General features: G+C 68.9%; 22 protein-coding genes. 16 read left to right on the plus strand and 6 right to left on the minus strand.

The annotated features are described in order from the left end of the window. Positions 1-69 precede the first annotated feature (69 nt). The 5 genes from J8I33_RS31390 to J8I33_RS31410 all read right to left on the minus strand — a co-directional run bounded on the left by J8I33_RS31390 (position 70) and on the right by J8I33_RS31410 (position 5,406). Positions 70-858, minus strand: coding sequence for a sulfite exporter TauE/SafE family protein (locus J8I33_RS31390; protein WP_069621218.1), 789 nt, complete (start codon positions 856-858; stop codon positions 70-72). 309 nt (positions 859-1,167) lie between these two features. Further along, positions 1,168-2,607 carry a DHA2 family efflux MFS transporter permease subunit gene (locus tag J8I33_RS31395; RefSeq protein WP_209939746.1) on the minus strand — a complete coding sequence of 480 codons (1,440 nt, stop codon included), beginning with the start codon at positions 2,605-2,607 and terminating at the stop codon, positions 1,168-1,170. A gap of 134 nt (positions 2,608-2,741) precedes the next feature. Further along, positions 2,742-3,473, minus strand: coding sequence for a DsbA family oxidoreductase (locus J8I33_RS31400; protein WP_209939747.1), 732 nt, complete (start codon positions 3,471-3,473; stop codon positions 2,742-2,744). Between the two features lie 179 nt (positions 3,474-3,652). Further along, complete coding sequence (locus J8I33_RS31405; protein WP_069621215.1) at positions 3,653-4,447, minus strand: PAS domain-containing protein; 795 nt, start codon at positions 4,445-4,447, stop codon at positions 3,653-3,655. Beyond that, positions 4,444-5,406, minus strand: a complete 963-nt coding sequence (locus J8I33_RS31410) for an ornithine cyclodeaminase family protein (RefSeq protein ID WP_209939748.1) — start codon at positions 5,404-5,406, stop codon at positions 4,444-4,446. The genes J8I33_RS31405 and J8I33_RS31410 overlap by 4 nt, the downstream gene beginning before the upstream one ends. Positions 5,407-5,786: 380 nt before the next feature. Between J8I33_RS31410 and J8I33_RS31415 the strand changes: the two genes are divergently transcribed. From J8I33_RS31415 to groL, 10 genes are all read left to right on the plus strand, one after another. After that, the gene (locus J8I33_RS31415) at positions 5,787-6,566 is read left to right on the plus strand and encodes an ABC transporter substrate-binding protein (protein WP_209939749.1); all 780 of its coding nucleotides are present in this window, start codon (positions 5,787-5,789) and stop codon (positions 6,564-6,566) included. 67 nt (positions 6,567-6,633) lie between these two features. Further along, positions 6,634-7,878: an FAD-binding oxidoreductase gene (locus J8I33_RS31420; protein ID WP_209939750.1), complete on the plus strand. Its 1,245-nt coding sequence runs from the start codon at positions 6,634-6,636 to the stop codon at positions 7,876-7,878. A 333-nt stretch (positions 7,879-8,211) separates the two neighbouring features. Continuing rightward, complete coding sequence (locus J8I33_RS31425; protein WP_050011695.1) at positions 8,212-8,571, plus strand: hypothetical protein; 360 nt, start codon at positions 8,212-8,214, stop codon at positions 8,569-8,571. Positions 8,572-8,610: 39 nt separating this feature from the next. Next, positions 8,611-9,126 carry a sigma-70 family RNA polymerase sigma factor gene (locus tag J8I33_RS31430; protein WP_089488204.1) on the plus strand — a complete coding sequence of 172 codons (516 nt, stop codon included), beginning with the start codon at positions 8,611-8,613 and terminating at the stop codon, positions 9,124-9,126. Next, complete coding sequence (locus J8I33_RS31435) at positions 9,123-9,905, plus strand: anti-sigma factor (protein ID WP_124555700.1); 783 nt, start codon at positions 9,123-9,125, stop codon at positions 9,903-9,905. The genes J8I33_RS31430 and J8I33_RS31435 overlap by 4 nt, the downstream gene beginning before the upstream one ends. A gap of 26 nt (positions 9,906-9,931) precedes the next feature. Next, positions 9,932-10,351 carry a quinol oxidase gene (locus J8I33_RS31440; RefSeq protein WP_209939751.1) on the plus strand — a complete coding sequence of 140 codons (420 nt, stop codon included), beginning with the start codon at positions 9,932-9,934 and terminating at the stop codon, positions 10,349-10,351. Continuing rightward, entirely contained in the window at positions 10,348-10,980 is a 633-nt protein-coding gene (locus J8I33_RS31445) for a DUF1571 domain-containing protein (RefSeq protein ID WP_124638626.1), read from the plus strand. The genes J8I33_RS31440 and J8I33_RS31445 overlap by 4 nt, the downstream gene beginning before the upstream one ends. A gap of 44 nt (positions 10,981-11,024) precedes the next feature. Beyond that, on the plus strand, positions 11,025-11,537 hold the full coding sequence (locus J8I33_RS31450) for an SRPBCC family protein (protein ID WP_124654043.1): 513 nt from the start codon (positions 11,025-11,027) through the stop codon (positions 11,535-11,537). 393 nt (positions 11,538-11,930) lie between these two features. After that, positions 11,931-12,224, plus strand: a complete 294-nt coding sequence (gene groES / locus J8I33_RS31455) for a co-chaperone GroES (RefSeq protein ID WP_004186661.1) — start codon at positions 11,931-11,933, stop codon at positions 12,222-12,224. Positions 12,225-12,270: 46 nt separating this feature from the next. Beyond that, entirely contained in the window at positions 12,271-13,911 is a 1,641-nt protein-coding gene (groL, locus tag J8I33_RS31460) for a chaperonin GroEL (protein ID WP_006476740.1), read from the plus strand. 146 nt (positions 13,912-14,057) lie between these two features. Here the strand turns inward: groL and J8I33_RS31465 are convergent, their stop codons facing one another. Then, positions 14,058-14,924: a hydroxymethylpyrimidine/phosphomethylpyrimidine kinase gene (locus tag J8I33_RS31465; protein WP_124593927.1), complete on the minus strand. Its 867-nt coding sequence runs from the start codon at positions 14,922-14,924 to the stop codon at positions 14,058-14,060. 255 nt (positions 14,925-15,179) lie between these two features. On the opposite strand from J8I33_RS31465, the gene J8I33_RS31470 reads away from it, so the two are divergent. From J8I33_RS31470 to J8I33_RS31495, 6 genes are all read left to right on the plus strand, one after another. Continuing rightward, the gene (locus tag J8I33_RS31470; RefSeq protein WP_004186709.1) at positions 15,180-15,350 is read left to right on the plus strand and encodes a rubredoxin; all 171 of its coding nucleotides are present in this window, start codon (positions 15,180-15,182) and stop codon (positions 15,348-15,350) included. 104 nt (positions 15,351-15,454) lie between these two features. After that, positions 15,455-16,756: a hypothetical protein gene (locus tag J8I33_RS31475; protein WP_209926572.1), complete on the plus strand. Its 1,302-nt coding sequence runs from the start codon at positions 15,455-15,457 to the stop codon at positions 16,754-16,756. A gap of 182 nt (positions 16,757-16,938) precedes the next feature. Then, a complete protein-coding gene (locus J8I33_RS31480) occupies positions 16,939-17,517 on the plus strand; it encodes a YqgE/AlgH family protein (protein ID WP_034206570.1) in 579 nt (192 codons plus the stop codon). Next, entirely contained in the window at positions 17,514-17,963 is a 450-nt protein-coding gene (ruvX, locus tag J8I33_RS31485) for a Holliday junction resolvase RuvX (protein WP_006476737.1), read from the plus strand. The genes J8I33_RS31480 and ruvX overlap by 4 nt, the downstream gene beginning before the upstream one ends. Next, entirely contained in the window at positions 17,950-18,462 is a 513-nt protein-coding gene (pyrR, locus tag J8I33_RS31490) for a bifunctional pyr operon transcriptional regulator/uracil phosphoribosyltransferase PyrR (RefSeq protein WP_050011687.1), read from the plus strand. Before ruvX ends, pyrR begins: the two co-directional genes overlap by 14 nt. Before the next feature lie 73 nt (positions 18,463-18,535). Next, the gene (locus tag J8I33_RS31495) at positions 18,536-19,567 is read left to right on the plus strand and encodes an aspartate carbamoyltransferase catalytic subunit (protein ID WP_006476735.1); all 1,032 of its coding nucleotides are present in this window, start codon (positions 18,536-18,538) and stop codon (positions 19,565-19,567) included. Positions 19,568-19,606 lie beyond the last annotated feature (39 nt).

The raw sequence follows: 19,606 nt of genomic DNA on the forward strand, positions 1-19,606 counted from the left end.
GACGGCGCGGCGTGTGATTGCGCCGGCCGGGAAAAGACGTGGCCGTGGGAAGGGCGGAGCGGCGCCCGCTTACGCCAGCACGAGCCGCACGCCGACCGCGACCAGGGTCGACGCGAGCAGGTTGCGCAGCAGCCGCTCGGGCGCGCGCGCCGACAGCAGGCTGCCGATCACGATGCCGGGCAGCGAACCGAGCAGCAGCGACAGCAGCATCGACCAGTCCACCGAGCCGAGCAGCCAGTGGCCCATGCCCGCGACCAGCGTGAGCGGCACCGCATGCGCGATGTCGGAACCGACGATGCGGGTCGTCGCCAGCAGCGGATACAGCAGCAGGAGCACGGTCACGCCGATCGCGCCGGCGCCGACCGACGTCATCGACACGAGCACGCCCAGCACGGCGCCCGTCAGCACGGTCGACCACAGCGTGCGCGCGGGGTTCGGCGTGAGCGGGTTGCGCGCGGCGAATGCCGTGAGTTGAGGGCGAAAGATCAGCGCGAGCGACGTGAGCAGCAGCGCGACCCCGAGCACGAGCTGGATCATCCGCGCGGTGCCCGGCGTGTTCATCCCGTGCGTGTGCAGCCACCACAGCGTGAGCGCCGCGGCCGGTACGCTGCCCACCGCGAGCCGGCCCGTGATGCGCCAGTCGACCGAGCCTTTCAGGCCGTGGACGAGCGTGCCGGTGGCCTTGGTCGCGGCCGCGTACAGCAGGTCCGTGCCCACGGCCGTCGCCGGGTGGACGCCGAACAGCAGCACGAGGATCGGCGTCATCAACGAACCGCCGCCGACGCCCGTCAGGCCGACGAGAATGCCGACGAACAGGCCGGACAGCGAGTACAGCAGATCGATATGGGGAAGCGACATCGGAGGCAGGCGGTTAGGTGGCGTTCGGCGGCGGCGCGCGGCCGCGGCGCTGCGCGCGCGTCAAAGTCCGCCATTGTCGCAAAAGTGGCGCGTCAATGTACGACTGCGTTAAAAATCGGCCGGGAAGGTCTGCACCGCAGGCGGCCGGCGGGACGTAAAACGGGCGTTTGAATGGGGCGCGGCCGACGATGACGACCGGTCTGAAAGCGATGACGAACCGGGGCCGACGCCGTGTATCCGGGCGCGCATAAAAAGGGCGCGACAGTGCGCGCCCCGACTCGATGCCGGTTCCGGGCCGCCCATCGACGGTCAGTGCATCGCGGGCCCGGCACCTTCGACCGTGCGTGGCGGCCGGATGCGCAGCGCGAAACCGGTCAGCGCGGCCACGGCCGCAAACGCCGCGCCGAACGCGAAGGCCGCGTGGTAGCCGCCGTTCAGTGCGTCGAGCGGCGCCGCTTGCGCTGCCGCGAGCGCATCGGTGCGTGCGCCGGCGAGACTCGCGAGGACCGCGAGCCCGAGCGCGCCGCCCATCATGAACGCGGTGTTGACGATCCCCGACGCGAGCCCGGAATCGGCCGGATCGACGTCGTTCATCGCGGCGAGCAGCACCGGATTGAACGCGACGCCTGCACCAATGCCCAGCAGCGTCATGCCGGGCAGCACGTGCCACACGAAACCGCCGTCGACCGGCGCGCGCGAGAACAGCGCAAGGCCGCACGCCGCGATCAGCAGGCCGGCGGCGATCGGGCCGCGGATCCCGAAGCGCATCACGATCCGCGCCGACAGCCCGAGCGAGAACGCCGCCATGATCAGGTTCGCCGGCAGGAACGCGAGGCCGACCTGCAGCGGCCCGTAGCCGAGCACGCGCTGCATGTACAGCGCGGACAGGAAGAACCACGCGAACATCGCGGCCGCCCACAGCACGGCGATCGCGTTTGCGAGCGCGACGTTGCGCGCGGCGAACAGCGTAAGCGGCATCAGCGGGTGCGCGGCGCGCGACTCGATCGCGATGAACAGCGCGAGCAGCACGACGGCCGCGCCGATCAACGCGACGGTCTGCGTCGACAGCCAGCCGGCCTCGTTGCCGCCGACGATTCCGTAGACGGCCAGCATCAGCGATGCCGTCACCGTGATCGCGCCCGCCACGTCGAGCCGCGCGGTGCCGGCCGCCGCACGCGTGCGCGGCAGCAGCGCGGCGCACATCGCGTAGACCGCGACGCCGATCGGCAGGTTGACGAGGAAGATCCAGTGCCACGACAGCGAGCTCGTCAGCAGCCCGCCGAGCAGCACGCCGATGCTGCCGCCGCCCGCGCACACGAAGCCGTAGACGCCCATCGCGCGAGCGCGTTCGCCGGGCTCGGTGAACAGGTTCATGATCAGCGACAGCGAGACGGCCGACACGACCGCGCCGCCGAGCCCCTGCACCGCGCGCGCGGCGATCAGCATCGCCTGCGATTGCGCGAGCCCGCATGCGAGCGACGCGAGCGTGAACACGACGAGGCCCGCGAGAAACATGCGCCGCTGGCCGTACAGGTCGCCGAGCCGGCCGCCGAGCAGCAGGCAGCCGCCGAATGTCAGGAGGTAGGCATTGACGACCCACACGAGGGCCGTTTCGGTGAAGTGGAGATCGGTGCTGATCGACGGCAGCGCAACGTTCACGATCGTGCTGTCGAGCACGATCATCAGCACGCCGAGGCAGAGCACGATCAGCGCGTACCAGCGCTTCTCGCCGTGAATCCCGTGGGTCATGGGCTCGCAGCCTTCTATTCGTTATATGGAAGGATGCATTGTAGATGCCACCGGCGCGGGCTTCCTGTCGGTTTGTGGCAGGAGCGTCGCGTAGCGGCGCGTGTGGCCCGGCGCGCGTGAAGCGGGATGTTGCGTTACGCGCGCCCCGGCAATTCGCAGCCGTCGGGGCCGCAGGCGGCCGCGTCGCTGCCGTCGAGTTCGACGACGCCGTCGCGCCACGCGTGGTCGAGCGCTTGCGCGAACGCGTCGGCCGGCTGCGCGCCCGATACGGCGTAGCGGCCGCCGAATACGAACAGCGGCACGCCGCGCCCGCCGATCTGCGCGGCGCGCGCGATGTCGGCCTCGACTTCGTCGCGGTACGCGTCGCTGTGCAGCACCGCTTCGACGGCCGAGCGCTCGAGCCCGGCTTCGACCGCGAATTCGGTCAGCGCGGCATGATCGAACAGCGAGCCGTGCTCGCAGAAATACGCGCGATACAGGCGCTCGGTCAGCGCATGCGCGCGGCCCGACGCGTGCGCGAGCTTCACGAGCCGGTGGCCGTCGAGCGTGTCGCCGACGAGCGTGCCGGGCAGGTCGTAGCGCAGCCCGACGCTCGCGGCCGCCTCGGTTACCTGGCGCAGCATCTGGTCGACCTGTGCGGGCGCCATCCGGTATTTGCCTGCGAGCATCGCCTCGACCGGCTCGACGGGCTGGCCGGGCATCAGCCGGTACGCGCGCAGCGCGACGTCGACGCGGTCGGCGTGCGCGAACGCGGCCAGCGCCTCGTCGAAACGGCGCTTGCCGATCCAGCACCATGGGCAGATCAGGTCGGACCAGATTTCGACGGTCAGGGTCGGGCGGTCGGTCGGGGCGGGAGCGGTCGTCATGGCGGTTGGAGCGGTCAAAAATGTAACTGTGACTATATCACTTTATGCTCCCGGGCTCCGTCGTCCGCAGGCCCGTGCGGAATCCGGGCCGCGCCCGCGCATCGCGAAGCCTGGACGCGGCATCGGCAGCCCGGTACCGGTGAACGGAGCGTGCCGTCATCACGCCCGCCGCTGCGCGCTCAGGCGTCGCCCTGCGTTTCCTTCAGATGCTTCAGATGCTTGTAGACCGTCGCGCGCCCCATCCCGAGCACGTTCGCGACGTAGTTCGCCGCGCTCTTGCCGCGGAACGCGCCTTCCGCGTACAGCGCCTCGACGAGTTCGCGCCGATGCTCGCGCGTGAGCCCGTTCAGCCCGACCTGCCGCTCGCGCAGCCAGCCGTGCAGGAACGTATTGATGCGCTCCTGCCAGTCGTCGCGGAACAGCTCGTCGGGCTGCGCGACGACGCCCGCGCCCTTAATGAACAGGTCGAGCGTCGCGCGCACCTCGTCGAACACCGCGATGTTGAAGTTGATGCACATCATCCCGGCCGGGCGGCCTTCGTCGTCGAACAGCACGTTGCTCACGCAGCGCATCCGCCGGCCGTCCCAGTTCAGCTTCTCGTACGGGCCGATCACGCGCTCGCGCGCCGAATGATCGATTTCCTCGAGCGCGGAATCGTCGCCGACCTCGCGCTTCGACAGGTTGTTCGCCAGATACAGCACCGTCTGGTCGTGCAGGTCGTGGATCACGACTTCCGCGTACGGGAAGAACAGCGCGGCGATACCGTCGGCGATCGGCGCATAGCGGGTGAGCAGCAGGTCTTTGACGGGAGATTTCTTCTTGCGCATCGGTATCGCGATCTCGGGTGGGCGGGAGCCGGGCAGCGTGTCGGGCCGGCGGGCCGGCGCACCGTCGGCCGGCATGCCCGTGCGCCCGCGCGCGGCCGCCGCGGCGGTTGCGCCATTGTATCGGCCCCGCGCGCGCGGGGCGCTCATCCGCGCGTCAGATGCGTGTACAGCGCGTGCGCGATCGCGATGTCCTCGAGCCCGAGGCCGATCGAGCGGAAGAATGCGTGACGCGTGCGCGACGGCGCCGCGCAGGTGCCGGCGACGAGCGCGGGCAGGTCGCCGGCGATCCGGCCGGCATCCCAGCCGTGCTCGTCCGCCGCGATCTGCATCTCGCCGGCGCTCGCGGGCGTCGTGTGCCGGTAGTCGCAGTAGACGTCCATGTCCGGCAGCCACGCGGGCGGGATTTCGTGTGCGCGCGCGACGTTCGTGCTGATCGACGTGACGAGCGCGGCGCGCGTGAGCATCCCGTCGCCGAGCACGGGCGTGCCCGACGACGTGCACAGCATCACCACGTCCGCGTCGCGTACGCACGCCTCGACGCTTGCCGCCGCGCGTGCGCGCGGGTCGAGCGCGGCGAGGCTCGCCTGCAGTGCCGTATCGCCGGCCAGCGCGGGCGAGTACACGCGGATCGTGTCCCAGTCGCGCAGCGCCGCCGTGTGCCGCAGGTGCGCGAGGCCGACCGCGCCCGCGCCGACGATCGCCAGATGACGCGCGTTGCGCGGCGCGAGGCAGTCGACCGCGAGCGCCGTCGTGCCGGCCGTGCGTTCGACGGTCAGCAGCCCGGCGTCGCACCACATCAGCGGCCGGCCGGTTTGCATCGACATCAATGCGGTCCATGCGGTGACGATGGGTTTGCCGCCTGTCACGACATACGGCGACAGCTTCGCGCCGAATACCTGCTGGTCGGCGAGCGCGCCGAGATACGTGATGAAGTCGCCGGCCTGGTCGGGAAACGGCGTGAGCGTCTGCGGCGGCTGCACCGCGCGCGCCGCGGCGAGCGACGCGAACATGCGGCGCAGCGTGCCGAGCACGTCGAGCGACGGCAGCGCCGCGCGCACCGCGGCTTCGTCGACGGTCAGCGGCAGGGTGGGGCAGGGTTGCGTCATCGGGACATCTCCGGTGCGGGCTGGACAGAAAGTCTCGAAAGACGGTGTCCGGCGGGGTTCGTTGTGGAATAAAAGTCTAATATAGACAAACGAAATCGGGATAATTTTTCTTTTCGAGACGTCGTGGCGGTGCTGGGATCATGAAAAATTCCACAGAATCAACGATGTTTTGGCTCGGACGACGAAATTTCGGCGTCGAGCAACACGGCGATCTCCTCGTATCCCCTATAGTCTATAGTAGACTTTGAGTCTATATTTCGCATGCAGAGCCCGACACGTCGCCATGCGGCGGCCGCCTGCGCCGAATCCCGACCCGGCGTCCGACCGAGGGCGTCGTGCGACCGATCTTCATCGCCTCATTCCAGAACAGAAGGACCGTCATGAACTGGAAACTTTCCCTCTGCGCCGCTGCGGCGCTCGCGTGCGCGGCCGTCACGGCCCATGCGGAACAGACCATGTTGCGCTTCGGGATCGAAGCCGCCTATCCGCCGTTCGAGAGCAAGACGCCGGCCGGTCAGCTGCAGGGTTTCGACGTCGACGTCGGCAATGCGGTATGCGCGAAGCTGAACATGAAGTGCGTGTGGGTCGAGAACGCGTTCGACGGGCTGATCCCGGCGCTGCAGGCGCGCAAGTTCGACGCGATCAACTCGGCGATGAACATCACCGCGAAGCGCAAGCAAAGCATCGACTTCACGCCGGCGATCTACGTGGTGCCGATCGTGATGGTCGCGAAGCACGGCTCGCCGCTGAAGCCCGACGTCGCGAGCCTGCGCGGCAAGCACGTCGGCGTGCTGCAGGGCTCGTCGCAGGAGGATTTCCTGAAGGCGCACTGGGCCAATGCGGGCGTGGACGTCGTGTCGTACCCGGATCAGGACCAGATCTACGCCGATCTCGTCGCGGGGCGTCTCGACGCGGCCGTGCAGGAAGCGCAGACCGCGCAGGACGGCTTCCTCGACAAGCCGGCCGGCCGCGACTACCGGATCGTCGGCGAGCCGCTGAAGGATCCGGCGACGCTCGGCGAAGGCACCGGCTTCGGGATGCGCAAGAACGACAAGGCGCTGCAGGCGAAGATCGTCGGTGCGCTCGATGCGCTGAAGAAGGACGGCACGCTGAGCGCGCTGTCGCAGAAGTACTTCAAGCGCGACATCATCGCGAAGTAAGCGCCGCCGCGTGCCGCCCGCCGGGCCGGCGCACGGCGCATCCCATCTCGACGCAGTGCGGGGGACCATGGATTTCGACGTCATCGTTCTGGGGGCCGGCATCGTCGGCGTGTCGTCGGCGCTGCATCTGCAGGATCGCGGGCTGCGCGTCGCGCTCGTCGACCGGCGCGCGCCCGGCGAGGAAACCAGCCACGGCAATGCGGGGCTGATCGAGCGCTCGTCGGTCGTGCCGTATGCGTTTCCGCGCCGGCTCGGCACGCTGCTGCGCTACGCGCGCAACCGTTCGGTCGATCTCTATTGGGATTACCGCGCGCTACCTGCGTATGCGGGCTGGCTCGCGCGCTTCTGGCGCGAATCGTCGCCGCAGCGGCTCGCGGCCGCCGCGCGCGACCTGCTGCCGCTCGTCGCGGCGAGCGTCGTCGAGCACGTTGCGCTGCTCGCACGCACCGACGCGCAGCCGCTCGTGCACGACGGCGGATGGATCGAGGCGTTCCGTTCACCGGGGCTGTTCGACGCGGAAGCGCGCGCGCAGCAGCAGGTCGCCGCCGCGCACGGGTTGCGGATGACCGTGCTCGACGCGCATGCGCTGCGCGCGCGAGAGCCCGGTATCGGCGACGCCTTCTGCGGCGCCTTCCACTGGCAGGATCCGAAGACCGTGTCGAGCCCGGGCGGGCTGACCAAGGCCTATGCGCGACTGTTCGAGCGCGACGGCGGCACGTTCGTGCACGGCGACGCGACGACGCTCGTGCAGGTCGATGACGGCTGGCAGGTCCGATCCGAACACGGGCCGATCTCGGCGCGCTCGGCCGTGGTCGCGCTCGGGCCGTGGTCCGATCAGGTGTTCGCGCCGCTCGGCTACCGGATTCCGCTGCGCGCGAAGCGCGGCTATCACATGCATTACCGGCCGACGCGCACGCCGCTGAACGTGCCCGTGTGCGATACCGAGGCCGGTTTCGTCGTCGCGCCGATGGAGGGCGGCCGCCTGCGGCTGACGACGGGCGTCGAGATCGCGCCGCGTGGTGCGCCGCCGACCGGCGTGCAACTCGCGCGCGCCGAACCGCTGGCGCGCGACGCGTTCGGCATCGGCGAGCGGCTCGATCCGGAACCGTGGCTCGGGATGCGGCCGTGCACGCCCGACATGCGTCCGGTGATCGGGCCCGCGCCGCGCCATCGCCATTTGTGGTTCGCGTTCGGCCACTGCCATCACGGGCTCACGCTTGGGCCCGCGACCGGCCGCCTGCTCGCCGAAATGATGACGGGCGCGCCGACCTATATCGATCCGCATCCGTATCGGCCCGCACGCTTCAGTTGAACCGGCCGCGCGCAGTTGCGGCGTCGGTCGCCGGCACGCGCCGATGGCAATGCGCGTATCTCACGGTTTTTCGTTCTGCTGCCCGGGTGGTCGAAATCCGCGCCGTCGAAAATGATCTGCCAATCGACAAGAAAGACATTCAGGCTTCCCGCGTGCTTTCGTCGCATGAATGATCGCCACCACTCGTCGCGCCGCCGCATGGAATAACCGGCCGCCGCCGTCCGTTTACATACCGAGTTCCGGCACAGCCGGCCGGCGGGATAATGATCGCGACGCAGCCGATCGTCCCGTTCGGCGGCACCGTGTCGCGACACGACGCCAAGGAGAACGGGAATGAAACGGATGCTCTTCGCTGCCGCGCTGACGGTGGCGATCGTGCGGCCGGCGGCCGCGGAACCGCCCCAGGTCGGCGACGGGAAACTGGTCGACGAAGCGCACATGACGCTGTACGTGTTCGATCGCGATGCGCCGGGCAAGAGCATGTGCGACGGCACATGCGCAGCGAACTGGCCGCCCGCGCTCGCCGACGCGTACGACAGGGCGTCGGGTGCGCTGAGCCTCGTCGCCCGCGACGACGGCAAAAAGCAATGGGCATACCGCGGCCGCCCGCTGTATCGCTGGAAGATGGACCGCAAGGCCGGCGACGCGAGCGGCGATGGAATCGGCGGCATGTGGCACGTCGCGCGACCGTGACCGTGACCGTGACCGCGCGGCGACGCGCGAGGCGCCCCGATGAGCTATGAATCGGATCTGCTGGTATGGCTTCCGCATCTCACGCGCTATGCGCGTGCGCTAACGGGCGAGCGCGCGTGGGCCGACGATCTCGTGCAGGACACGCTCGAGCGTGCGCTGAACCGGCCGCCGCGCGACGGCGGCAACCTGCGCGCATGGTTACTGACGCTGCTGCGGCACCGCTTCATCGACCAGTTGCGCGCGCGGCACGAGATCGCGGTCGACGACGCGACGGCACCGTGGCAGACGATGGCCGCGCCGGCCGGCGAGGTCGGCGGGCTGGAGTTGCGCGACGTGCAGCGTGCGCTGTACCGGCTGCCGGTCGAACAGCGCGAGGTGCTGCTGCTGGTCGCGCTGGAGGAGTTGAGCTATCGCGATGCCGCGCAGGTGCTCGGCGTGCCGGTGGGCACGGTGATGTCGCGGCTCGCGCGGGCGCGCGCGCAGATGCGCGCGTTGCTGTCGGACGCGCCGTCGACGCACGGCACGGCCACGTTACGGGTGATCGGGAAGCCATGATGGACGATCCGCGCAAGCCTTCGAACGAGCAGGGAGACGATGCGTCGGCGCAACTGCTGTCCGCGCTGCTGGACGGCGAACTGTCCGGGCACGAGCGGCGCGAGGTGCTCGCGCGCCTGCAGGCCGATCCGCAGGAAGCCGAACGATTCGCGCATTACCGCGCGCAGCGCGATGCGCTGAAGGCGCTGTTCCCGTTGCCGGGCGCGGCGCCCGCGTTGTTCGTGCAGCGCCGCGCGCCGCGCTGGCGCGCGGTCGCGCATGCGTTCGCGGGGCTGGCGGCCGGGCTGCTGATCGGTGTCGCGCTGCATGCGGGCTGGGCGGCATTCGGCCGCGAACCGGCGTTCGCCGCGCGCGCCGATGTCGCCTACGCGGTGTACGCGGCCGACCGCGAGCATCCGGTGGAAGTCGGCGCGAACGATCCCGAGCGTCTCGCCGCGTGGTTGTCGGCGCGCGTCGGCCGGCCGGTGCGCGCGCCGTCGCTCGACGAATACGGTTACGCGCTGCTGGGCGGCCGGTTGCTGCCCGGCGACGCGGGGCCGGCCGCGCAGCTCATGTACCAGCGCGCGGACGGTGCGCGCGTGACGCTGTACATGACCGCATACGATGCGCGGCGTCTCGCGCCGCACGCGCTGTCGGCGAACGGCCGCTACACGTATTTCTGGTCGGATCGCGGCATGGGTTATGCGCTGTCCGGCCGTGGCGACGAACGGCGTCTGCGCGAGCTCGCGATCGACGCATGCGGTGCGCTGGGCGGGCCGACCGACGCGTGGAAGGGCTGACGCGCGGCGCCCGCAGGGAGCAGGCGATGAAGATGGCGACGATGAAGGGGCTCGTACTGGCGGTGTTCGCCGCGGGCACGGTGCTTGCGCACGCGGATGCCGACACGCCCCTGCGCGTGCCGATCGACGCGGACGGCGTGCAGCGCGCGACGATCGTCGGTGGCAGCTATTTCTTCCGGCCGAATCACGTGATCGTCCGTGCGCACGCGCCGGTCGAACTGACCGTGTCGGCCGAGCCCGGCGTGGTGCCGCACAGTTTCGAGATCGACGCGCCGCAGGCCGGCATCGCGGTACGCACCGAGCTCGGCACGACGCCGAAGACGTTTCGTTTCACGCCGGTGCAGCCGGGGCGATTCGCCTACTATTGCACGCACCGGCTACTGTTTTTCAGAAGCCATCGGGAGCGCGGAATGGAAGGCGTGATCGATGTCGAGGCGGCGCCGTGATCGCCGCGTTGCTGGCCGCGAGCCTGATAGGAGCGAGCATGACCGCCGATCCCGTGACCGTCGCGCAGGCGCATTTCGACCACGTCCGCTCGTACCGCGCGACGATCCGCTCGTCGGCGCGCGACGGCGAGCGCACCGAAATCCGCTACGCGTACCTGAAACCGGGCTTCGTCCGGATGGATTTCGTGTCGCCGCATCGCGGCGCGGTGCTCGCGTACGATCCCGGCGACGGCAAGGTCAGGCTGCGCCCGTTCGGCACGCATGCGCCGCCCGCGCTGACGCTGTCGCCGTCCAATCCGCTCGTGCGCGACCGCACCGGCCACCGGGTCGACCGCTCGGACGTCGGCGAACTGCTGCGCAACGTGCATGCGCTGCAGCAGGGCGGTGCGACGGTGACCGAAGGCGAGGAGGCCGTCGGCGGCCGGACCGCGCAGCGCGTGCTGGTCACGGGCGCACCCGCGCACGCGATCGACGGCGTGCATCGCTACCGGTTGTGGCTCGACGCCGCGGACGGCTTTCCGCTGAAGGTCGTCAGCTATGCGGGCGACGACGACGTGCCGCTCGAAACCGTGACGCTCGACGACGTGGAGATCGACGTCGCGTTTCCCGAGCGTTTCTTCGCGCCCTGACGGCGCGCCGATCCGCGTTCCTGAACGCGCATGCCGGAGGCTGCATGGCGGAGTACCGGTTTTCGACAACCTGGCGGGTGGATGCGCCGCTCGCGGCGGTCTGGGACGCGATCTACCAGGTCGATCGCTGGCCCGACTGGTGGAAGGGCGCCGTGCGCACCGTCGAGCTGGAACCGGGCGACGCGCGCGGCGTCGGCGCGTTGCACCGGTATACGTGGAAGGGGGCGCTGCCGTACCGGCTGACCTTCGATATGCGCGTGCGGCGCGTCGAGCGGCCGCATGCGCTCGAAGGCCATGCGAGCGGTGCGATCGAGGGCGACGGCTGCTGGTCGTTCGCCGCCGACGGCGCGCGCACCGTCGTGCGCTACGACTGGCACATCCGCACGCACGGCTGGATGAACTGGCTGGAGCCGCTCGCGCGGCCGCTGTTCCGGTGGAACCACGACGTCGTGATGCGCGAAGGCGCGAAGGGGCTCGCGCGGCGGCTGGGCGCGACCGTCGAGACGGACGGCCGGACCTTCCGGCCGTTGTCCGGCGCGGACTGCGCCGACGCGTGAAATCGGCCCGGCGACGCCGGCGAGCGAGCACGGCGCGGCAGACGAAATCGGCGTCCGCGCGGTTTTTTCGATGCGATGTCACCGGTCCCGGCAACTCCGGGCTTACCCGGTGTCCAAACGGGGCTGGATGGGATCAGCGGGCCGCATGGGCCCGCCTGGCGGGTCGGTCGCATTCGACATGGCATTGTTTTAAAAGGGGTTTTTGTTGTTTTCGTGGGTTTTTCCCGCCGCGTCGCCGCCCCGAAAATTCCTCCGGTTTCCCTTCTTGAATTTGTCAAAACCCGTCCATATAATTAGCACTCGCTGCACGAGAGTGCTAACAATTCTCTGCCGGGCGCCAAGCCGGGCAGTTTCCCTAAGCGTTCTTCAATCTCAGTCAAGAGAGGAGTGAATATGAACCTTCGTCCTTTGCACGATCGCGTGATCGTCAAGCGCCTGGATCAGGAAACCAAGACCGCCTCGGGCATCGTGATCCCCGACGCCGCTGCTGAAAAGCCGGATCAGGGCGAAGTCCTGGCCATCGGCCCGGGCAAGCGCGACGACAAGGGCGCCCCGATCGCGCTCGACGTGAAGGTCGGCGATCGTGTCCTGTTCGGCAAGTACGCAGGTCAGACCGTGAAGGTCGACGGCCAGGAACTGCTGGTCATGCGCGAAGAAGACATCATGGCCGTGGTCAACGCCAAGTAAGCGTCCTCCGACGGTACATATTCCCAAGAATTCAAGGAGTTAGAAGATGGCAGCTAAAGACGTCGTATTCGGCGATTCCGCCCGTTCGAAGATGGTCGAAGGCGTGAACATTCTCGCCAACGCAGTCAAGGTCACGCTGGGTCCGAAGGGCCGCAACGTCGTGCTCGAGCGCAGCTTCGGCGGCCCGACGGTCACCAAGGACGGTGTGTCGGTCGCGAAGGAAATCGAGCTGAAGGACAAGCTCCAGAACATGGGCGCGCAAATGGTCAAGGAAGTCGCTTCCAAGACCAGCGACAACGCAGGCGACGGCACGACGACGGCAACCGTCCTCGCGCAATCGATCGTTCGCGAAGGCATGAAGTACGTCGCATCGGGCATGAACCCGATGGACCTGAAGCGCGGCATCGACAAGGCAGTCGCAGCGGCTGTCGAAGAGCTGAAGAAGATCAGCAAGCCGTGCACGACCAACAAGGAAATCGCACAGGTCGGCTCGATCTCGGCGAACAGCGACTCGTCGATCGGCGATCGCATCGCTGAAGCGATGGACAAGGTCGGCAAGGAAGGCGTGATCACCGTCGAAGACGGCAAGTCGCTGGCCGACGAGCTCGACGTCGTCGAAGGCATGCAATTCGACCGCGGCTACCTGTCGCCGTACTTCATCAACAACCCGGACAAGCAAGTCGCCGTCCTCGACAACCCGTTCGTGCTGCTGCACGACAAGAAGGTGTCGAACATCCGTGATCTGCTGCCGGTGCTCGAGCAAGTCGCGAAGGCTGGCCGTCCGCTGCTGATCATCGCTGAAGACGTCGAAGGCGAGGCACTGGCCACGCTGGTCGTCAACAACATCCGCGGCATCCTGAAGACCGTTGCGGTCAAGGCGCCGGGCTTCGGCGATCGTCGCAAGGCAATGCTGGAAGACATCGCGATCCTGACCGGCGGTCAAGTCGTCGCGGAAGAAACCGGCCTGACGCTCGAGAAGGCAACGCTGGCAGAACTGGGCCAGGCGAAGCGCATCGAAGTGGGCAAGGAAAACACGACGATCATCGACGGCGCAGGCGAAGCCGTGAACATCGAAGCACGCGTGAAGCAAGTGCGCGCGCAAATCGAAGAAGCGACGTCGGACTACGACCGTGAAAAGCTGCAAGAGCGCGTGGCCAAGCTGGCAGGCGGCGTTGCAGTGATCAAGGTCGGTGCTGCGACCGAAGTCGAAATGAAGGAAAAGAAGGCACGTGTCGAAGACGCACTGCACGCGACGCGCGCAGCTGTGGAAGAAGGCATCGTTGCAGGTGGCGGCGTTGCGCTGATCCGCGCACGCACCGCGATCGCAGGCCTGACCGGCGCGAACGCCGACCAGAACGCCGGCATCAAGATCGTGCTGCGCGCAATGGAAGAGCCGCTGCGCCAGATCGTCACGAACGGCGGCGAAGAAGCCAGCGTCGTCGTGGCGGCGGTTGCTGCAGGCAAGGGCAACTACGGCTACAACGCAGCAACGGGCGAGTACGTCGACATGGTTGAAGCCGGCGTCGTCGACCCGACCAAGGTCACGCGCACCGCACTGCAGAACGCAGCTTCGGTTGCAGGCCTGCTGCTGACGACGGACGCAGCTGTCGCAGAACTGCCGAAGGAAGATGCACCGATGCCGGGCGGCATGCCGGGCGGCATGGGCGGCATGGGCATGGACATGTAATCGACTTCGGTCGATTGTCCGGAGCGCGCAGCGATGCGCGTTCCAGCCAAAAGAAAAGACCCGCAGCGATGCGGGTTTTTTTTATGCGTGCGTGGAATGCGGCGCGGCACGGCGTGCGCGGCGGCGGGGCGGCCCGCCCCGGCGACTCAATGCCGATGCGACGTCCTCGACACCAGATCGGCCTTCACGGCCGGCGGCGTGTCCGACTCGTCGTTGCTGCGCGCCCAGAAGAACCGGTCGGGCAGGTACGCGCCCATGCCGGGCCGGAACGCGTCGCGCACGGCCTGGTACAGGTATTCCTGCGCTTCGCGCACGGCTTCCGGCGGCTCCTGGCCGTTCGCGAGCAGCGCCGCGATGGCCGCGCCGAGCGTATCGGTGATGCCCATCAGCCGGTGCGGCGAGCGATCCCACATGTCTTCGCGAAGCTGGCCTTCCTCGCCGTACAGCGTATTGACGAGCCGGTGCGAGCCCGTTTCCGACGACAGGATGTATTCGCAGCCCTGCGACAGCAGGTGCGACACAGCCGCGTCGAGATTCGGCGCCTCGGCATCGCCGTCCGGCTGCGCAAGCGCGATCAGTGTTGCGTGGTCGGCGACCAGCAACGTGGTTTGCGGCGCCAGCAGGTCGGCGATCGACTCGCGCAGGTCGTCGGCGGCGAGCACGTGTTCGTCGTCGAGCGTGAAGTCCGGCGCGAGCACGAGCGGCACGCCGTCGTAGTCGGCGACGACTTCGGCGATCGCGCTGACGACTTCCGCGCGCGTCGCCGCGCCGATCTTGAACGCGGCAACCGGCATGTCCTCGAGCAGCATGCGCGCCTGCGCGGCGACGACGTCGGGGTCGAGGCCGGTCACTTCATCGCAGGCGGCCGAGTCGCGCACGGTATAGCCGGTCAGGACGGACACGCCGTGACAGCCCATGCTCGCCAGGGTCATCAGATCGGCTTGGAGGCCGGAGCCGCCGGTGGGATCGGACAGGCCGAAGGTGAGGACGATCGGAGGGGCGTTGCTGGACATGTAAAAATGGGGCAAGAGAAAAACGGACAAGCGACGGAGATGCGGACCGCGAGGCGAATGGGCTTGTTTGGCCCTGTGTTGCCCGGCAGGCCGCACTTTTCAACCATTATGCGGTGGAATCCGGCCGGTACGACGGATTTTTTAGCGCAGCGCAACGTAGTTGCCGTCCTCCAGCGCGATTGCTAGGCAGTCCGGCCCCGACACGGTACCATCATGGCTCCCGAATTTACCGACTTTTCCCCGACGCGGCTTAAGATGGAATACAAGAGCTGGATGTGCCTGATTTGTGGCTGGATTTACGACGAAGAAGCCGGGCTGCCGGAAGAGGGCATTGCCCCGGGCACGCGCTGGGAAGACGTCCCGATCAATTGGACGTGTCCCGAATGCGGTGCCCGCAAGGAAGACTTCGAGATGGTCCAGATCTGATCGGACCGCTGGCCCACGGACACCCCGCTCAGGCCTCGCACCGGCCCGGCGCTCGCGCGCCGCGGTTCGCGCGAGCGACTTGACGATGACAGGCGCGCGTGTCCATGACGTCCGATCCGGCGAACGTTCCCCACCCTGACGCATTGCCCAACCCGCGCGGCGGCGCCGTACGCGCGGCCGACGCGTGGCTGGCGGCCGCCGCCGACGCATTCGAGCGGCGCGACGCCGCCGCGGCGCCGCTGGCGGCGGCCGCGGCCGTGCTCGCGGAAGCCGGCTGGCTGCCGGCCGCGCGTTTTGCCGGGCAACTGTCGGCCGCCGTGCCGCTCGTCGCCACCGAGCCGACTTCGGCCGGCTGGCGCGCGGCGCTGCACGATTTTCGTGCGGCCGTCGGGCGCCACAACCTGCGCGAGCTCGCGTGCTCGCCGGTTCTCTTCGAGCATTTCCGTGCATTGCGCGCGCAAAGCGCCGCCGACCTGCGCGCGAGCACGCCGCTCGATGCGCTCGCGCTGGTCGGCCGGGCGGTGCCGCCTGCCACGCTGCGTGCGCTACCCGACGCCTTCGCGCCTCGGATTCGCGCCCGCTACGAGCAGGCGCTGCTCGACGTGCTGCGTGCCGAGCACGGCGTGCCGGGCGCGGCGCTCGACGAAGTCGACGCGATGCTGGCCGCGCTCACCGACGACGGGCCGTACGATTTCTGGCGGCTCGCGGCCGCGTGCGTGCGCGCGCTGCGCGCAAGCGGCGCACCCGAGCTGAAGCGCTTTCTCGCGCGGATCAACCTGCTGCTCGGCGAACACGCGCAGGGCCGGCGCAGCGCGCCGCCCGAGCTGGTGCGCGAGACGGTGGCGCTGCTGTGGCGCGATTTCGCGCTGTTCGGCGCCGCCGCCGAGGACGTCGCGCTCGTCGACGTGCTGCACGACTACGGATTGACGGTCGACTGGCACGTCGCCGGCACGCCCGCATCCGAAGCGTTGTGGGAGGCCGATGCCGCGCGGGCCGAGCACGATGCGGTCGCCGCCGCGCCCACCCGTGCGCTCGGCGTCGTGACCGTCAACGCGCATGCCTATGAGGATTTCCTGCAGACCGCCGATGCGTCGATGGCCGACCTGGCGGCCAACCCGGCCACCGCCGACGCCGGCGCCGCATGGCACGCGTCCGCCGCCGCCTACCGGGTCGGCACGGCCGCGTGCGCGCTCGGGCTCGGCCACGCGGCGCTGCTGGCCGACACGCTGGGCCTCGCGTGGCGCCGTGCAGCGCACGGCGTGCCGCTCGCCGACGGCGGCCTCGATGCGCACCGCCACGCGTCCGACATGCTGCGTGCGGCGCTCCTGAAGATCGCGGCCGGCGTCGCGCCGCCGGATCTCACGGCGGCGTCCGAAGCGCTCGGCACGGCCCTCGGCCGGACCTGACGAACAAGGGGACGGACACGCGACGGCGGCCCTTGTCGCACGGGCCTGCAACACGCTGCCGACAGCGCCCGCGCGCGTGTTAGAGTGCCGTGTGATCCGCGTGCGCCGTTGCCAGCGCGGCGCGGCGTTGCTTGTTGATCGCGGCCCGGTCAGGTCGCGGCGTCTTTGCTAAAATTCAAACCATGTCAAAGCCTTCCGATCGCATCAATCTCACCAACCAGTTCCTGATCGCCATGCCGAACATGGCCGATCCGACGTTCTCGGGAACGGTGATCTATCTTTGCGATCACAGCGAGCGCGGTGCGCTCGGCCTCGTCATCAACCGTCCTACCGACATCGACCTCGAATCGCTGTTCAACCGCATCGACCTGAAGCTCGACATCGAGCCGCTGCTGCACATTCCCGTGTACTTCGGCGGCCCCGTCCAGACCGAGCGCGGCTTCGTGCTGCACGAGCCGGTCGAGGGCGCGAGCTACAACTCGTCGATGTCCGTCGACGGCGGGCTCGAGATGACGACGTCGAAGGACGTGCTCGAGGCGGTCGCGACGGGCACCGGCCCGAAACGCTTCCTGCTGACGCTCGGCCATGCAGGCTGGGGCGCCGGCCAGCTCGAGGAAGAAATTTCCCGCAACGGCTGGCTGACGGTCGCCGCCGATCCGCGCATCGTGTTCGACACGCCGGCCGAAGAGCGCTTCGAAGCCGCACTGGGCCTGCTCGGCGTCAGCTCGTCGATGCTGTCCGGCGAAGCAGGGCACGCATGAGTGGCGCGAGCGCGCGCGATGCGACGCTCCTGGCGTTCGACTACGGCGAAAAACGGATCGGCGTCGCGATCGGCAACGCGCTGACGCGCTCGGCCCGCGCGCTCGTCGTGATCCAGAACCTGAACCGCGAACACCGCTTCAAGGCTGTCGGCGACTTGCTGGCCGAATGGCGGCCGGACGCCCTCGTCGTGGGGCTGCCGATGCATCCGGACGGCACGCCGCACGACATGACGCAGCAGGCGAAGCGTTTCGGCAACCAGCTGAACGGCCGCTTCGGGCTGCCCGTCACGTGGGTCGACGAGCGCTATTCGTCGGTCGAGGCCGAGGCCGGGCTGCGCGAGCGCAACGTGCGCGGCCGCGCCCGCACCGACATGCTCGATGCCGAAGCCGCGCGCGTCATTCTTCAACAGTATCTCGATCAATTGTCCGACCATGAGCACCATTGACGCCGAGGCGCTTTACCGCGTCCTGCTCGACCAGATCCGCGCAGCCTACGGCACGGCGTTCGCCGAACCGGGCGGCCCGCGGCTCGCCGGCATTTACAGCGGCGGCGCGTGGCTCGCCGAGCGCCTCGCGCGCGATCTCGGCGCTCAGGCGTTCGGCGTCGTCAACGTCGCGCTGCACCGCGACGACTACGCGAAGAAGGGGCTGCACAGCCAGGCCAGCCCGACGTCGCTGCCGTTCGAGATCGACGGCGCGCGCATCGTGCTCGTCGACGACGTGCTGTACACCGGGCGCACCGTGCGCGCGGCGCTCAACGAGTTGTTCGACTACGGCCGTCCGGCCGCGGTCGAGCTCGCGGTGCTCGCCGATCGCGGCGGCCGCGAGCTGCCGGTCGCCGCACGCTTCGCGGGCGGCACGCTCGACGTGCCGGCCGACGCGACGCTCGTGCTCGCGCGCGACGATGCGGGCTTCACGCTGCGCGTCGAATCGCACGGCGCCTGAACGACACGCGAACCGTATCCCGGGCCGCCGGTTTGCACCGCGGCCCGTTTGCATAGTTGGAATCACGCACACCATGACCACCGACACCACTGGCCGCACCGGCAATCCCGCGGCGGCCGCGAGCCCCGACCGGTTCCGCTACGGTTTCCTGAAGGGCAACCCGCAGCTCACGAAAAACGGCGAGCTGAAGCACCTGCTGTCGATCGAGGGCCTGCCGCGCTCGATCGTCAATCACATCCTCGATACGGCCGAGCAGTTCGTCAGCGTGACGGACCGTGAAGTGAAGAAGGTGCCGCTGCTGCGCGGCAAGTCCGTGTTCAACCTGTTCTTCGAGAATTCGACGCGCACGCGCACGACCTTCGAGATCGCCGCGACGCGCCTGTCGGCCGACGTGCTGAACCTGAACATCAATGCGTCGTCGACGAGCAAGGGCGAATCGCTGCTCGACACGATCAACAACCTGTCGGCGATGCATGCCGACCTGTTCGTCGTGCGTCACGCATCGAGCGGCGCGCCGTACCTGATCGCCGAGCACTGTGCGCCGCACGTGCACGTGATCAACGCCGGCGACGGCCGCCATGCGCATCCGACGCAGGGCCTGCTCGACATGTACACGATCCGTCACTACAAGCGCGACTTCACGAAGCTGCGCGTGGCGATCGTCGGCGACATCCTGCATTCGCGCGTCGCGCGCTCCGACATCCACGCGCTCACCACGCTCGGCGTGCCGGAAGTGCGCGCGATCGGCCCGCGCACGCTGCTGCCGGGCGGCCTCGAGCAGATGGGCGTGAAGGTGTTCCACAACCTCGACGAGGGGCTGAAGGGCGTCGACGTGATCATCATGCTGCGCCTGCAGAACGAGCGAATGAGCGGCGCGCTGCTGCCGTCCGCGCAGGAGTACTTCAAGACGTGGGGCCTGACGCCCGAGCGCCTCGCGCTCGCCGCGCCCGACGCGATCGTGATGCACCCGGGCCCGATGAACCGGGGCGTCGAGATCGATTCGCAGGTCGCAGACGGCCCGCAGTCGGTGATCCTCAACCAGGTCACGTTCGGCATCGCCGTGCGGATGGCGGTGATGGGCATCGTCGCCGGCAACAGCGACTGAGCCCGCTTTCGCGCGTCCTCATTCGGGCATTCAACGCAA

The sequence above is a fragment of the Burkholderia sp. AcTa6-5 genome (genome assembly GCF_017815075.1).
In the GTDB taxonomy this organism is placed as follows: domain Bacteria; phylum Pseudomonadota; class Gammaproteobacteria; order Burkholderiales; family Burkholderiaceae; genus Burkholderia; species Burkholderia sola.